This is a genomic window from Bradyrhizobium sp. 27S5, from assembly GCF_037217225.1.
Taxonomy (GTDB): Bacteria; Pseudomonadota; Alphaproteobacteria; order Rhizobiales; family Xanthobacteraceae; genus Bradyrhizobium; species Bradyrhizobium septentrionale.
In genome coordinates this window covers 6,592,231-6,607,646 of the sequence record NZ_CP147714.1, presented here as the reverse complement: position 1 = coordinate 6,607,646, position 15,416 = coordinate 6,592,231, and the positions used below count along the sequence as shown (strand labels likewise).

Annotated in this window: 12 protein-coding genes; 3 read left to right on the top strand and 9 right to left on the bottom strand. The window is 65.3% G+C overall.

All coding sequences use genetic code 11. The features are described 5' to 3' along the window. Positions 1 to 139: 139 nt before the first annotated feature. From WDM24_RS31230 to WDM24_RS31215, 4 genes are all read right to left on the bottom strand, one after another. A complete protein-coding gene (locus tag WDM24_RS31230; protein WP_338828493.1) occupies positions 140 to 1,537 on the bottom strand; it encodes a glycerophosphodiester phosphodiesterase family protein in 1,398 nt (465 codons plus the stop codon). Between the two features lie 191 nt (positions 1,538 to 1,728). Then, entirely contained in the window at positions 1,729 to 2,700 is a 972-nt protein-coding gene (locus WDM24_RS31225) for an HlyD family secretion protein (RefSeq protein ID WP_338691335.1), read from the bottom strand. Beyond that, positions 2,687 to 5,017, bottom strand: a complete 2,331-nt coding sequence (locus tag WDM24_RS31220; protein WP_338828492.1) for an ABC transporter permease — start codon at positions 5,015 to 5,017, stop codon at positions 2,687 to 2,689. The genes WDM24_RS31225 and WDM24_RS31220 overlap by 14 nt, the downstream gene beginning before the upstream one ends. Next, on the bottom strand, positions 5,014 to 6,087 hold the full coding sequence (locus WDM24_RS31215; RefSeq protein WP_338828491.1) for an HlyD family secretion protein: 1,074 nt from the start codon (positions 6,085 to 6,087) through the stop codon (positions 5,014 to 5,016). The genes WDM24_RS31220 and WDM24_RS31215 overlap by 4 nt, the downstream gene beginning before the upstream one ends. A 535-nt stretch (positions 6,088 to 6,622) precedes the next feature. On the opposite strand from WDM24_RS31215, the gene WDM24_RS31210 reads away from it, so the two are divergent. Together WDM24_RS31210 and WDM24_RS31205 are read left to right on the top strand one after the other, a co-directional pair. Further along, complete coding sequence (locus WDM24_RS31210) at positions 6,623 to 6,910, top strand: hypothetical protein (RefSeq protein WP_338828490.1); 288 nt, start codon at positions 6,623 to 6,625, stop codon at positions 6,908 to 6,910. Between the two features lie 192 nt (positions 6,911 to 7,102). Continuing rightward, positions 7,103 to 7,318 carry a dodecin family protein gene (locus WDM24_RS31205; RefSeq protein ID WP_166304499.1) on the top strand — a complete coding sequence of 72 codons (216 nt, stop codon included), beginning with the start codon at positions 7,103 to 7,105 and terminating at the stop codon, positions 7,316 to 7,318. Between the two features lie 138 nt (positions 7,319 to 7,456). On the opposite strand, the gene WDM24_RS31200 is transcribed toward WDM24_RS31205, so the two are convergent. After that, positions 7,457 to 8,671 carry an ABC transporter substrate-binding protein gene (locus WDM24_RS31200; RefSeq protein ID WP_166214828.1) on the bottom strand — a complete coding sequence of 405 codons (1,215 nt, stop codon included), beginning with the start codon at positions 8,669 to 8,671 and terminating at the stop codon, positions 7,457 to 7,459. 393 nt (positions 8,672 to 9,064) lie between these two features. Here WDM24_RS31200 and WDM24_RS31195 point away from each other — a divergent pair, with 393 nt between their 5' ends. Beyond that, positions 9,065 to 10,231, top strand: coding sequence for an integrase core domain-containing protein (locus WDM24_RS31195; RefSeq protein ID WP_224496526.1), 1,167 nt, complete (start codon positions 9,065 to 9,067; stop codon positions 10,229 to 10,231). A 140-nt stretch (positions 10,232 to 10,371) separates the two neighbouring features. Here the strand turns inward: WDM24_RS31195 and WDM24_RS31190 are convergent, their stop codons facing one another. From WDM24_RS31190 to WDM24_RS31175, 4 genes are all read right to left on the bottom strand, one after another. Next, positions 10,372 to 11,940 (bottom strand): DUF4403 family protein, encoded by a 1,569-nt coding sequence (locus tag WDM24_RS31190; RefSeq protein ID WP_338828488.1) that lies wholly within the window; start codon positions 11,938 to 11,940, stop codon positions 10,372 to 10,374. Between the two features lie 206 nt (positions 11,941 to 12,146). Further along, complete coding sequence (locus WDM24_RS31185; RefSeq protein WP_338828487.1) at positions 12,147 to 12,836, bottom strand: L,D-transpeptidase; 690 nt, start codon at positions 12,834 to 12,836, stop codon at positions 12,147 to 12,149. Positions 12,837 to 13,022: 186 nt separating this feature from the next. After that, positions 13,023 to 13,805: a sulfite exporter TauE/SafE family protein gene (locus WDM24_RS31180; protein WP_414645778.1), complete on the bottom strand. Its 783-nt coding sequence runs from the start codon at positions 13,803 to 13,805 to the stop codon at positions 13,023 to 13,025. Positions 13,806 to 13,921: 116 nt separating this feature from the next. Continuing rightward, positions 13,922 to 15,304 (bottom strand): TAXI family TRAP transporter solute-binding subunit, encoded by a 1,383-nt coding sequence (locus tag WDM24_RS31175; protein ID WP_338691330.1) that lies wholly within the window; start codon positions 15,302 to 15,304, stop codon positions 13,922 to 13,924. Positions 15,305 to 15,416: the final 112 nt, after the last annotated feature.

The following is a 15,416-nucleotide window of genomic DNA, read 5'->3' as shown; positions in this document are numbered from 1 at the left end:
CGGCCGCGCTCAGGAGCCGGAGCGCGAGGCCCTTCCGTCGCGCCTTGCCATCGGCCACAGGCCGGACAGTATCGCTTTCAGATGAACGTGTGACCGCGGTGCTGCACGATATGCATCCGCGGCCTTCGCATGGCCGGCGTCACCAGCCCAGTTCGCGGAGATAGGCCGCGCGGGCGGCAACGCCGGTGTGGGTGAAATCGGTGAAGACCCCGTCGACGCCGAGACGGAAGAACTTCAGGTATTCCAGGCCCGGATCGCCGCGATAGTCGGCCGCCAGATATTTCTTCTCGTTCCGGAAGGTGAAGACATGCACGAACAGGCCGAGCTTGTGCGCATCGGCAATGACGCTGGTTGCTTCCTGCGTCGAGGCCTCCGGCGTCGATCCCTTGTAGGGCTTGCCGTCGGCGTTGCGGTCTTTCCAGGGTGAGATCTTCAACGGAACGATATACGCCTTCCACGGACCGATGCCGTCGGCATAGGTCTTGATCTCCGCGAGGCCCTCAGGGGTCAGCATCGCATCGAAGCCGCGCGAGTCGCCCGCAACCGTCCAGTCGTACGGACGGGACGTGGCGATGTTGTTCAGCAGGACCTTGCCGGTATTGAAGTCGACACCGTTGCCGTCCATCAGCTGGACCTGCCGCGTCTGAAGCCCGTGGCTGCGCATGTATTTCAGGCTGCCGGGCTCGAAGCTCTGAACGATGATCGGAGCGTCCTTTGCGTTGAGGCCGTTATCCCTGATGATCTTGATCAGGGCATCCTCGAGCGGGCGGCTGCCGGGCGCGCCGCAGCCATTGGCGATGGCCTGGGCATTGTTCCAGGTCGGATTCTTGGTCTCCGGATAGACCATGATGGGACGCCCCACAGCCTTGCTCTTGGCCTTGGCGATGTCGATGACGTCCTGGAAACTGATGATCGGGAATTTGCCGTTGAACAGCTTCGGCCTTTCGTTGGCCGCATCATAGGTAGTGCCGGCGATCCAGTCCTTCAGCTCGGCCATGGTGAAGTCGGTGATCGACCAGTCATTGGTATGGTCATCGCCGTCGACGATCAGCGCTTTCAGCACCGATTTGGGATCGGCCGGATCGATCAGGTCGGTGGGGAATTCGGCCGGCCCGCCGGTGGGAGGCTGGCTCCAGTTCGGCTTGAGACGGACACCCGGCGCCGTGCGCTTGCGGGCCGCAACCGCCGCATTGGTCTTCGCCACCTCGGCAACATTGGTATTGTCGCCGAGCCAGGGGTTGTGACGCGCCACCAGCACGCAATCCCTGGTCAGGTGCAGGTCCTCTTCGAGCGCGTCCGTTCCGAGATCGGCGGCGAGCTCATACGATGCCTCGGTCTCCTCGGGCACCAGGCCCGGCACGCCGCGATGCCCGATGACGAGCGGCGGCTTTCCATCGAGGGTCAGGAACGGCTTGTTGCCGGCCGGCACTGACGTGGTTTGCGCTGACGCGATCGATGGCGGGAGCATCGCCAAAGCCGCCGCACCGAACAGCATCGCTGCAAGATGTACTTTCCGTCCTGAACGAATGTGCTTCACGGCCACGCCTCCATCTTTGGTGTAGCGTCGGGTCGAGTGCCACAAGGGCCGAGCCGTTCGACGCTGCTGTCTTCTTGTCTCAATCTCCTGACAGCTGGATGACTGTCGGGCGGGGTGGGCCGACAAAAGCTTTTGAAATGCATCGCGGCGACGCGCACGTCACCGCGGTTCGGGGCCGAGCGTCGCGCGCTTCATCGCTCGATCCGGACGGTCATGCCGGGCTCGAGGCCTTCCGCAGCGCCGGCGAGATCGAGACGCAGCCGCAGCGTGCTGCGGTCATGATCGCCGATCACGCGCTCGGCCTGCCAGGTGGCGAAGGTGCCGAGCGGCCGCAATTCGGTGATGGCGGCCTTGGTGGCGCCGGCGGCGGCATTCCGGATCACGTTCACGGTCTTTCCGATCGCAAGGCCGTCGAGATGATCCTCGCGCACGTTGAACGACAGCCATTGCTTGCCGGCCGCCGCGACCATCAGGATCGGTTGGCCCGCGCGAACGTTCTCGCCCACTTCCGCAGCGATGACACTGACCACGCCGTCGGCCGGCGCGCGCAACACCATCTTGTCGAGCCGGCGCTCGAGCACCGCGACGGCGGCCGCGGCCGCCTGCACCTGCGCGTCGGCGATGGCGCGCTCCTCCTTGGTCGGCCCGGCCACCGCGGCGTCGTAATTGGCCTGGGCTGCCGCCACGCCGGCGCGTGCCGCGGCAACGTCATTTACCGCCTGGTCGAGTGCCTGCTGGGTTTCAAAACTCTGGCTCGCTAACGTGGTGATCCGCTTGAGCTGGACCTCGACATATTCGAGGCGCGACTTGGCCTTGGAGATGGCCGCCTGCAGGGAATCGACTTGCTCGCGGCGAACGCCGGCATAGACGTTGTTGCGGCTTGCGACGGCAGCGGCGAGCGCGGCCCGCGCCTGGTCGGCCTGCGCGGTCAACTCGACCGCGGAGAGCTTCGCCAGAACGTCGCCTGCATGCACCCGCGCGCCTTTCTCGACCGCGATCGATACCAGCTGGCCGTTCACCTCCGGCTCGACCCTGACCTCGGTCGAGCGGACGACACCGACGGTTGCGGGGGACGACCTCGCGCGCTTCTCGGAATAGATCAGCGCGCCCGCGACGAGCACAAGCGGGACCGCGATCAGGGCGATGCGCCTAGCGTTGGGCATGTTGCTGTCCTCTCTTGAACACCAGCGCGGAGATCACGGCGAGTGCGAAATAGCCCAGCGCCAAACACCACAGTCCGAGCCAGTCATGCGAGACCTCCCAGATGCTGGCGCCGAGCTGGTTAATGCGCACGAGGCCGTCGATCGCGGAGTCGGCCGGAAACAGCCGGCCCAGCGCGGTGGCCGCAGCGGGGATGGCCTCGCGCGGCCATGCAAAGCCGGCGGTGAAGAATTGCGGCAGGCTGGTCGCCAGCAGCAGGATGGTGGCGTTTTCCGGCCGCGTGAACCAGGCGCCGATCGCCTGTCCCATAAAACTCGTCGCCAGCAGGAAGACGGTCGCCAGCGCAAAGATCTGCGGCAGATGGCCAAGCGTCGAGAAACCGTAGATGCGTGGCAGCACGATCAGATAGAGCGCGAGCGCCGGCAAATAGATCGTCAGATGGGCGATGCCGCGCCCGAATACGCCGGCGAACGCGCCGCGGCCGCTGGCCAGCGCGGTGCCGGTCAGCATCGCCGCTCCGATCAGGAGCGTCTGCTGCAGGATCAGGATGAATGCCGCCGGGACGATGTAGCTCGCATAGCCGCCGACCGGGTTGAAGATCGGTTGCAGCAGAACGTCAGATGGGCTGAGGCTCGCGAGCTTCGCCTTGACCAGGCTGCCGTCGGCGCGGCCGCCGCGCGACACCAGCTCCGATGTCAGCGTGCCGATCGCGGTGGCGACGCCGCTTGCGGTCGATCTGAAGACGAACAGATAGGTGGCGTCGGCGTAGACCGGAATGTGGGCGGTGATGCCCTTGAGCACGTCGCGTTCGGTACCGGGCGGGATCTGCACCGCGGCAAACGCATCGCCGCGGTCGATCGCGGTGCGCGCCTCCGCAAGCGTGCGAGCGCGCACCGTCACGCTCAACGTGCCGCTGGCATCGAGCGTCTCGACAATCTGGCGGGAGAGATCGCTGAGATCATTGTCGACGACCGCAATGGGCAGCTTGCGCAGGATCTGGTTCAGATAGGGCTGCGGATAATAGATGCCGTAGATCAGCGGGGCGATGAATAGGAGGGTGAAGGCGCTGCGCGTTCCGAGCACGCGCCGCCACTCCCCGATGAAGGCGCCGCCGACGCCTGGCGATGTCTGTTCGCTGACCGGCGGTTCGGCCGGTCGCTCTGTCGCAAACCAGCCCCTGCGCGTCAGGCTCGCCATCCGCAACCAGGCGAGGCCGGCAAACAGCAGCGCGAGACCGGCGAGCGCGGCGAAGGGAACAGCGGATTCCGTTGCCGGCAACCCGCGCGCCGCCTGTCCCATCAGCACCGCCATGTACCAGCGCAGCGGCAGGATCGCACTCCAGACCTGCGCAAACGTATTCATGCCGATGGTGGGAAAGCCGACGCCGGCGTAGCCGAACGCAGGCGAGGCGATCAGGCCGGCAAGTCCCAATCCGGTCGCGAGATCGCCGACCAGAAGCTGCAGCAGCGCGCCGACCGACAGATAGGCGATGATGAGGATTGAGGCGGCGGCGATCATCAGCAGCGCGTCGCCCTTGAACGGGATCTGCAGCACGCCCTCCAGCGCCAGCGGCTGGGCCAGCATGATCACGACGAAGATCGCAAACAGCGGCGCTAGCTTGCCGGCCAACGCGGCGATCGGATCGCCGCCGGCGCTTGCGAGCCACTCCCGCGCATTGCGGCGGCGGAATTCGGAGCCGACCGAATAGCCCGCGGCGAGCGTGATCACGACATGGATGATGGTCGGCAGTAGCGCGCGCAGCAGGAATTGCGCGTAGTTCTTCTGCGGATTGACCAGCGCGATGGTCTCCGCGCTCAGCGTGCCGATCGAGGACGGCGCCGGTGCCGCGCGCCTGGCGGGAGCTGCCGCGTTCGCGGCGGCGGTCAGCGCATCGCTCAGCCCCGAGGAGGCGATGCCGGCCGCGGTCAGGAACTGCTGGTTGTAGAAGCCGACCAACTGCGGACGGCGATCGGCCTTCAGGTCGCGCTCGAAATTCGGCGGGATGAAGATCGCCGAAATCGCCTTGCCGGACCGGATGTCCTGCACCGCGGTCGACAGCGATCCGGAATCGTCGACGATGCGCAAGCTTGGCGAGGCCGCGACATGCTGCATCAATGCGCGCGAGGTATCCGACTTGTCGGCGTCGACGATGGTGACGCCGAGCCCGCGGATCACCGGCTGGCTGAACACGGTGGTGAGCACCACGAACGCGAACAGCGGCACGCCGAAAATCAACAGCAGCGCGACGCGATCGCGGAACAGCCACAGGCATTCGCGTTGCGCGACCAGCCAGAATCCCGGCTTCGATGCCAGCCTCATTGGCGCGACCGCCAGTCGAGATAGGCGCTCATGCCCGGACGCAATTCGGGCACCGGCTGCACCGGGTAGGCGCGGATCGAGAATGTCCGCAAATCGAAATCGCCGGTGGCGCGCGTCGCCCGCCAGCTCGCATACTCGCCCTGGGTTGCGATCAGCTTGACCTCGACGGTGACAAGACGGTCGTCGAGCGCGGGAATGCGGACGTCGAATCTGTCGCCGACCTTGAGGCCCTTGACCAGATCCTCGCGCAGATCGAAGTGGATCCAGAGATCGCCGAGATCGATCAGCGTCACCAGCGGCACGCCCGGCGAGACATATTCGCCCGGCTCGACATTGCGCTGATAGACCTGCGAGGCGACCGGCGCGTAGACCGCGAGCTGATCAATGACCGATTTGACACTCTGAATGTCCGCTTCGGCCTTCTCGACATTGGCTTTCGCGATCGCGCGCTCTTCCTTGGTGTAGCCGTTGACCGCCTGCTCATAGGCCGACTTGGCCTGATCGAGCCCGCGCTCGGCTTCATGCAGCGCATCGGTGGTCTGGTCGAGACGCGCCTGCGGCGCGTTGCCTTGCTCCGTCAGCGTCTTGGCGCGATCGAAGGTCTTCTGCGCCAGCACCTGGGCTGCCTCCGCGCGCTCCATCTCGGCCTTGCGCGCAGCGATGGTCTCGGCCCGCGTGCCGACCAGCACATTGGCGAGCTGGGCGTCGGCGACCGCCTTGGCCGCGCGCATCTGGTCTTGTTTTGCAAGGGTTTCCGGATTGTCGATGCGCACCAGCACGGCGCCTGCGGTGACGTTCTGGCCGCGCTCGACCGGAATCTCCTTGACCCGTCCGTCGACGCGCGCGGCGATATCGAGCCGCGTGGCATCGACCTCACCCTGCACCAGCAGCGGTTCCGGCCGCAGCAGATAATAGATCGACAGCGCAACGATGATGGCAGCAATGACACCGACGATGATGGCCGGCGTGCGCGTCGCGGCGTGCGGATTCGCAGGCGGATTCTCTTGGCCTGGTGCAGGTGCCGGCTCGGGCGTGCTTTGGTTTTCGTTACCAGAGGCTTGCACGTCCATGGCTCACTCCACTTGGCTCACGATCACGATAGCCATTCACTATGGCGCGGATGTTAAACCCTGCCAACCTCGGCCGCTTGTCCGATCCGGCTCGAATTTGACCGGCTTCGAAAGCAGTGCATCGGTGCTGCCGAAAGCATCTCGTTGCAAGGTTCTCATCGGCGGGCGGTTGCATGCACAATTCCGGCAGCAGCGGGAATTGGCGTCGTGCATCGGCCGGACGTCTCCAAGCGCGAAGCTTGAATGCTCGTGCACGCGACCGGCAAGCCTGCCGTGCGTTGAATCCGATTTTGCCCGGATCTGCTGATGCGATCACCAGCATGCCGGCTGACGCGACTTCGGCGCCAGCGACGCCGCGCAAACACAGCAGCCTTGCCTGCCGCGCATAGCCTGCCGGGTCACACGGATATTTGAAGCCCCGCGCCCGAATAAATCGCATCCGATTAAATCGGGATACTTGAAGTCGGCTCGCGCGCTGCCTTTATCAAGCGCGAACGAGTTAATCGTATGCGATGCAAATCGCGGGAGCATTACCATGACCACCAGGATTTCCCACGTCGGAACCACGTTCAAAACCATCGCGCTGGCCCTGGCGCTGTCGGCCGTCACGGCGACGGCGGCCTCGGCCCAGGCTGCAATCTCCGAGCCGGCCGCCTACCAGGCGCTCTATCCCTATCGCGACGTGCTCAATAACGGCGCGCCGACGCCGGCGGCAAAACTGGTACTGGAGCCGCCCGCAGTGCTGCAGGCGCTTCAGGCCCAGGAGAGCGGCATCGGCGTTGTCCATGTGCCGCGCCACGGTGCGCGTCGTGCAGGCCGATAGAGCTAGCGCTTTCAAAACGAAGCGGATCGATTGCGCGGTCCCGGTGATCGCGTGGTCGAAGTTCTGCACGGTGCCGGCGCGCCGCCCTGCACGCTGATTGGTGCGGCGCATCCTATCAGCCCGGAAATCCCGATGTTAGGCTGGTCGCGGCAGGAGCGTTTGCGTCCTGTCTGACAACAACGGGAGGACGACATGGCTGAGAGCGTCTACAAGGTTATCGAGCTGATCGGTACCAGCAAGGACTCCTGGGAAAAGGCGGCCGCAGCGGCGGTCAGCAGGGCCGGAGAGTCCCTGCGCGATTTGCGCGTCGCCGAGGTCGTTGAGCTCGATCTGCAACTGGACGCCGCGGGCAAGGTCGAAGCCTACCGTGCCAAGATGAAAGTCTCATTCAAGTTCGAAGGTTCGTAGGCGCACGCAAAGCCGCTCCCCACGAATTCGCGATGGCGTCTAGAGCTTCGGTTCTGATTTGAATCAGAACCGAAGCTCTAGCTTTTTTTTGACGCGTTTTCTTCACGCGAACCGGCGTCCACTTCGCTCGAAAACGCTCTAGTTCGACTTCACCAGCGGGCAGCCGCCCTTGTCGAGCGGGCGGAAGGCTTCGTCGCCGGGCACGGTGGCGATCAGCTTGTAGAGGTCCCACTCGCCCTTGGATTCCTCGGGCTTCTTGACCTCGAACAGGTACATGTCGTGCACCATGCGGCCGTCGATCCGGATATGGCCGTTCTTGGCGAAGAAGTCGTTGACCGGCGTGGCGCGCATTTGGGCCATCACCTTCGGCGCCTCGTCGGTGCCGATTGCCTCGATCGCCTTCAGGTAATGCATGGTCGCCGAATAGAGGCCGGCCTGGATCATGGTCGGCATGTGGCCGACCTTCTCGTTGAAGCGCTTCGAGAAGGCGCGGGTCTCGTCGTTCATGTCCCAGTAGAAGGCGTCGGTGACGATCAGGCCTTGGGTGGCCTTGATGCCGAGCGAATGCGTGTCGGTGATCTCCTGCAGCAGCGCGATCATCTTCTGGCCGCCCTGGGTCAGGCCGAACTCGGAGGCCTGCTTCAGCGCGTTGGTGGTGTCGCCGCCGGCATTCGCCAGCGCCACGACCTTTGCCTTCGAGGCCTGCGCTTGCAGCAGGAACGACGAGAAGTCCGACGAGTTGAGCGGATGCCGCACGTCGCCCAGCACCTTGCCGCCGCTTTCCTTGACGACGTTGGCGGCATCGCGCTCCAACGCCATGCCGAAGGCGTAGTCGGCGGTGACGAAGAACCAGGTGTCCTCGCCGCGCTTGACCATTGCCTTGCCGGCGACGTTCGACAGCGCGTAGGTGTCGTAGGTCCAGTGCACCGTGTTGGGCGAGCAGGCAGTACCGGTGATGTCGGAGGAGCCGCCGCCGGAGTTGATGTGGATCTTGTTCTTCTCGCGCGTCAGCGCCGAGATCGGCAGCGCGACCGAGGAGGTCGGCACGTCGAATATCGCATCGACCTTGTCATTGTCATACCAGTTGCGTGCGATGTTGACGCCGACGTCGGGCTTGTTCTGGTGATCGGCGACGACCACCTGCACGGGCTTGCCCTTCACCTTGGCGCCGTAATCGGCGACCGCCATCTCGACGGCTGCGACCGAGCCCTTGCCGGTGGCGTCCGCATAAAGGCTCGACATGTCGGTGAGGACGCCGATCTTGACAACGTCGTCGGAGATCTGGGCGTTGGCCGCGGTGCCGGAGGCCGCCAACGCGAGGCCGGCCGCTGCTGCGGCCAAGAGCGATTTCATCGTGTTTTCTCCCTGATTTTTCGTTCGAGTTACTTGGAGGGTTGCTTCCACGGGGCACCTTCTATCTGGTGCGGCAACCTGTCGCAAAGACGACTTTTTGGGCATGCGGAGGACGGGTGGATCACCCGGATCCGCGACCCAGTGCGGGACGTTCTGGATTAGATCGGTCGAGCAGCGGTCTCGATCTACCTCTCCCGCTTGCGGGGGAGGTCGGCGCGCGACGAGCGACGCAAAGCGTCGTCCGGAGCGCGGCGGGTGGGGGCTCTCTCCACGCCATGACTCGTGGGTACAGACCGGATAGATACCCGACAGTTTAGACCGGCATGATTGCCGACAGGTTTCTAGAAGCATCGGCGGGAGGGCCCGACGATGCCGTTCAGAGAGACCAGTCGGATGGAAGAGCGTATCCGGATGCTTATGGAGTACGAGAGCGGGAACTGGAGCGTGTCGGAGTTGTGCCGCCGTCACGGTATCTGCCGCGACACGTTTTACGCATGGCGCCAGCGGAAGCAGAGCGGCGATCCGGAGTGGTTCAGGGACCGTTCGCACGCGCCGCAGCAATGCCGACAAACGACCGATGCGGCGATTGCAGAGAAGGTGATCGCGGCTCGGCAGCGCTTTCCCTATCTGGGACCGCGCAAGCTGCTCGCCCTGCTTGACCGCCAGGCGCCGGAGATCGATTGGCCGGCGGCGTCGACGATTGGGAGCATTCTCAAGCGCGCGGGGCTGATCTCGCCGGTGAAGCGCCGCCGCCGTCCGCTCGACCAGCGGCGTCCCTGCACGCCGGTGCAGGAGCCGAACGACGAGTGGAGCGTGGACTTCAAGGGTTGGTTCCGCACCCGCGACCAGTGCCGGATTGATCCGTTGACGGTGGCTGACAGCCACAGTCGCTTCCTGATCGAACTGCAGATCGTCGCACCGACGACCGAGGGCGTCCGCCCCCGCTTCGAGAGGGCTTTCCGCGAGCATGGCCTGCCGCGGGCAATCCGCTGCGACAATGGTTCGCCGTTCGGCTCGCGCGGCGCCGGCGGTCTCACCACATTGTCGGTCTGGTGGCTGAAGCTCGGCATTACGCCGCACTTCATCCGTCCGGCCTCGCCGCAGGAGAACGGTCGCCATGAGCGCATGCATCGCACCTTGAAGGCGCAAACATCGAGCCCACCGGCAGATAATGCGTCCGAGCAACAGGCCCGCTTTGACGCCTTCCGAGAGCATTACAATAAGGAACGTCCTCACGAAGCGCTGGGCCAACGGCCGCCGGAGGACGCCTATCGAGCATCTCAACGCACCATGCCGGATCGCGAGCAAGACCCCTGGTATGACGCCGATCACCAGGCCCGCCGTGTTCGCGGCAATGGGGAGATTAAATGGAAAGGCAAGTTCGTCTTTATCGGTCAGGCGCTGGTGAACGAACTTGTCGGCATCGCCGAACTCGATACCGGTGACCACGTCGTCCGCTTCTGCGACCTCGACGTCGGTCTCATCGACCGCCGCGGCCTGTTCACCCGGTTCGCTCCGCCTCGTGAGGGGCTGCGCGAACCGGGCGAACAGACCGCTTAACCCAAACTGTCGGGGATCATGCCGGTCCAAAATGTCGGGAATCATGCCGGTTGAACAGTGGAGAGAGCCCCCACCCCAACCCTCCCCCGCAAGCGGGAGAGGGAGCGCAATCCCTTCTTGGCTGCTATCCGACGATCTAACTACAGCGCCGGGAGCGCGGTGACGGCGGCCTTGATGGTGCCGTCGGTTTCCACGATGACCCGGATCGTCTTCGAATCGAACTCGATGCCGGCGAGCCGGATGCTGTTGACCTCGGCGTCGACGCGGATGCCTTCCTCGTTCTTCTGCAGATCGGCGATCGCGGCGGCGATCTTGCGTTGCGCGTTGCTCGCGAACGGCTTTAGGTCGACGACCAGGCGGTCGGCGAGCGCCTGCTGCAGGTGCGGGATCGCCGCGCGCGCGGCGGCGCCGAGCAGGCCGAACGCGGCCTCGGATTCGACCGCCAGTTCGACGTCGGCCAGCCGCAGCGTCTGCGCCTGCTGGTCGAGCCGCGGCCGGCCCCAGATGTACACGGTCGCCTCGGCGCCAAGGCCGAACCAGCTGGTCTTTTCCTTGGCGTGCACCAGGAGCGAGATCAACAGCCGGTCGCCGGAGGCGGCGATGCTCGCGCTCTTGACGGTCACGTCGACCGCGCCGGAACCGTCCTCGGGGAAGGTCTTGCCCTTGAGCTGCGCCTCCACGAGCTGGGTCAGCGTGGTGAAGGACATGTCGACCGGCAGGCCGACTGCGACCTGGCTCGGCATCGGCGGCACGATCGAGAGTTTGTCCGGGAACGGGCAGTTCGGGGTGGTCTGCGTCTCCGTGATCCGCGTCTCGGCCTCGATCCCCATGGTGAGGATCATCGCGGACGCATCGACCTTCGGCTGCGCGGCGATGGCGCGGATCGGCTTCAGCTCGAGCCACATCGGCGGCATCGACGAGGTGCCGCCGGTGCCCTGCAGCGGGATCGAGCGGCAGGCGTTGGTCCATTGCGCGCGGGCGCTGTTCTGGAACACCGGGTCGTTGTGCAGCCGCGCCTCGACCGCGGAAATCTGGTCGGCGACCGCCTTGTCGATCACCGGCTTGACCTGGGCCGGCACGCTGATGCGGACGCCGGCGGCCGACAGGCTGGTGTCGCCGAGATTGACCTGCGCCTGCAGGTTCGGCTCGATCCGCCAGGACGCACCGAGCTTCGGCCGCGAGGTCAGGGTGACGCTGCCCTTGATCTCGGCGTTGGCGTTGACGTTCTTGATGTTCACCGCGCCGATCTGCTTGGCGACATTGCCACCGAGCAGGCTGCCGAGTGCGTTGCTGACCGCGCCGGTCGCCTGCGCTGACAGCGAACCGGTAACCTTGAGCGTCCCGCTGATCGGGGTCGTCAGCGTCAGCACGTCCTGCGCGCCGGTGGCCGCGATCGGCCCGCGCGACGCCGTCCAGCCGATATCGGCATTTTGCAGGATCTGCTGCACCGGATTGTCGGCCTTGCCGCCAAAGGTCTTTGGCGCGCCGCGTTCGGCGGCGTCGCGGATCGCCGACAGCGCGACCGAGACCTGCGCCACGACCGTCGAGGAGCGTGGCGCCTGCGGCAGCGGCGGCAGTTGCGTGAGCTGCGGCGACGGCACGGTGGCGCTCGGCGCCAGCCAATCCATCGCCTTCAGGCTGATTACGAACGAGATCAGCACCACCGTGATCCCGAGCGCTATCGTCCTTGGATGCATCGGTAGACGCATCATTCCCCCAGATGAAAATCAACTTTGACGGGTTGTACAGGCCCCCCGAGCAGGGCGCCAGTGTGGCCGGATCAAGCTGGTTCGGGGGCGGAAGCAGGTCGCGGCCAGAGATCGCCAAGCGATCGCCACGGAGGTTAACGATGATGAACGCGACAACGGCCCCGGCGTGGCACCGGGGCCGTTGTCGATGTCTCGATATGTCCGGCTTAGCGGGTGGCCGAGCCGAGGTCGGCGCGGCGGTCCGTCATCGGCAGCACGATCACCTTGGTGCCGACGCTGACCCGCGAATAGAGGTCGGAGACATCTTCATTGGTCAGGCGCAGGCAGCCCGAGGAGACGCGGGTGCCGATCGTCTCCGGCGCATTGGTGCCGTGGATGCGGTAGATGGTGCCGCCGAGATACATGGCGCGGGCGCCGAGCGGGTTGCCGGGGCCGCCGGCCATGTGGCGCGGCAGATAGGGCTGGCGGGCGATCATCTCCGGGGGCGGGGTCCAATCCGGCCATTCCGACTTCTTGGTGATGGTCTGAGTGCCCGACCAGGTGAAACCGTCGCGGCCGATGCCGATGCCGTAGCGCATGGCCTGGCCGTTGCCGAGCACGAGGTAGAGATAGGTGTTCGGGGTATCGATGATGATGGTGCCAGGCGCCTCGCGGGTCGGATAGGTCACGACCTGGCGGCGCAGGCGGGCAGGCAATTCAACGGAACGGTCTTCCTCCTGCACCTGCGGCATCGACCGCACCGGCGGCTGCACCGCCTCGGTCGGCGGCGTGAGGATGAACGGGAAGATCGGCAGCGGCGCGGCCGCGGCGGAATTCGAGAAAGCGACGGTACCGATCGCCAGCGCACCGAAGGCGGCGGCAGCGAGACGTGCGTTCAGCTTGATGGAATTGAACATTGTCGACCCCTGTTGTTTGCGCCCTGCGCGCCAGTTCCGGCGCGTCGTTGGGTCAAACAAGTACAGATCAGGCGTTTCAGGACGTTTGCACGAAATCGCCAAAATGGTTTCGTGCCGTTAGGGATTTGTTTCGTCCGTGTTTCGTCGAACGGTTAAGGGCGGGTTGCCGGGAGCGACGGCAAGACCTCAGGGGTGGATGTAGCCGGCCAATCCGTCCCACAGCAGTTTGGCCGCGGTGATGACCAGAATGGCGTAGCAGGCGCGGTAGAGCGCGCGCTGGTCGAGGCGTTCGTGCAGCCGCCAACCGGCCCAGACGCCGACCGGCACGGCCGGCACGCAAAGCACCATCAGCATCCACAGGCCGCGCGAGGGCGTGGCGAGCACGAGCCACGGACCGGCCTTCAGCAGGTTGCCGACCGTGAAGAACAGACTGGTGGTGCCGGCGTAAAGCGTCTTCGACATGCCGAGCGGCAGCAGATAGATCGCCAGCGGCGGTCCGCCCGAATGCGCCACCATCGTGGTGACGCCGGAGGACAGGCCGGCGAAGGTCGCCTTGATCGTCGAGCGCGGGCGCGGCTTGATCTCGCCGCCGCCGAGAAACCACAGCGCGGCGAACACCAGCGTCACCAGTCCCATCACAATCTCGACGGCATGCCGGTCGAGATCGCGCAACACGAAATAGCCGAGGCCGATGCCGATCACGAGCGCCGGCAGCAGCATCGCGAGGTCCGTGCGCGACCAGGTGCTGGGGCGCCAGAACCGCAGCGCCGTGATGTCCATGACGACGAACAGTGGCGCCAGCAGCGCGCCCGCCGCGATCGGATCCATCGCCAGCGAGAGCAGCGGGATGCCGACGATGGCAAAGCCGCCGCCAAACGCGCCCTTCATGAAGGCGATCAGGAACACGCCGGCGACGGCAACGGTGAGCACGAACGGCGCGGGCATGTCTGTCATGGCGGAGGCGATCATCATGGTGTCGTGCGGAGCGTTGTGGTCGCACTCAACATGGCCACGCGCGCATGCACGCGCAATCCAAACATTGCTCTCGGTGCACATTGCTCTCGGTGCAATCGGCGTGCGCGCGCCTAGCCGGCGCGCATCCTCGGCAGGCCCGGCCGGTCACCGTTGATCGCGGCGCGGCGGTCGGTGACGGCGTGGTGGAATTGCTCGAGCGTCAGTCCGATCACCGAGAGATCGCCTTCCTCGATCGCGCCGTCGTCATAGCAATCGAGCGCCTCGCGCAACAGCGCGTCCGCATCGCTCTGCATCGCCGCGAGCTCCTCCGTCGTCTCGGCGCCGCGCACCCGCGAGATCAGCGTCAGCAGATTGTCGCGATGGGTGATGTAGTGCTCGCGCTCCTCGCGTTTCATGTAGTGGCGCAGCCAGGCGCCGGCCGAGCCGAGGCCGGAGATCAGCAGGATGCCGCCCCAGATGTAGTCGGAGTATTTTTCGAGGAAGGTGCGCTCGGTGCCGTCGATATAGGCCGCCGCGCCTTGATGAGCCGGCAGCGCGGCATCTTTGTCGGTGTCGGGCTTCTCGATCTTGGACGCCGCCGGCAGATCGCGCGCGACCTGAAGCCGCAGCGTGAACAATTGCCGGTCGAGCGCGCCGACCGTGGCGTCGTCCAGCCGATGCTGCGCGATGATGAGGTGATTGACGCTGACGGTCTCGACCTTGTCTTCCGGTCGCGCCGGCGACGACGAGAAGATGCTGCCGGCGATCTCTTCGGATTCGTAGCGCGGATGCTTCTGTGCAATGGCTTCCGAGACATCGATCGGGAGGAATACCGGCTCGCCGCGCGCGGCCGCCGTCGCCGTGATCGCATCCGACGTGATCCTGCTGTCGAGCGGGCCGACCGTCATGTAGGCGTCGAGCGAGGGATCGCGCGCGAGGTCGGCGATCTGGTTGGCTTTGAACTGGCTGACCGCGACCTTGTCGGGGTTGACGCCGGACTCGGTCAGGATCACGCGCAGCAGCGTGACATTGGCCGGGGTGCTGCCGACCACGCCGACCTTGTGTCCGGCGAGATCGTCGATGCTCTTGATCTTCGCGGATCGCCGCTTGCCCTTGCCGCCCGAGGGCGCCCACAGCACGACGACGTTCTTGCGCAGGATCGCAACCGACTCCGCACTCGCAGGCAAATCGAGATCGCCGCGTACCACCGCGAGGTCGACCTTGTTGGCGGTGAACAGCGCGATGCTTTCGGCGGAGCCCTGCGTCGTGACCGGCTTCAGCCGCACCGCACTGCCGTCATGCGTGAAGGCCTGTGCGAAGCCCTGGATCAGCTTGACGTCTTCGCTGCCGGTCGGGCCGACCGCGATCGAGAGCGTCACCGGACGCAGCCCGTAGAACAGCGCGCCGGCGGCGAGGCCGAACACAAGCATGCCGGTCGCAAGGATCAGCAGCGACGAGTTTCGTCGCCGGAGCCTGCGGCGCGTGGTGCCTGGATTTTCACTCTGCTCTGACATCTCACTGTCACGATACACGAAAAACCGGCGGTTTGCCGTGAAAAACAACCTAACATTTCGATGACGTCATACGTTTGAAACATCCATGTCAGAACGTCGTGCGAGCAGAATC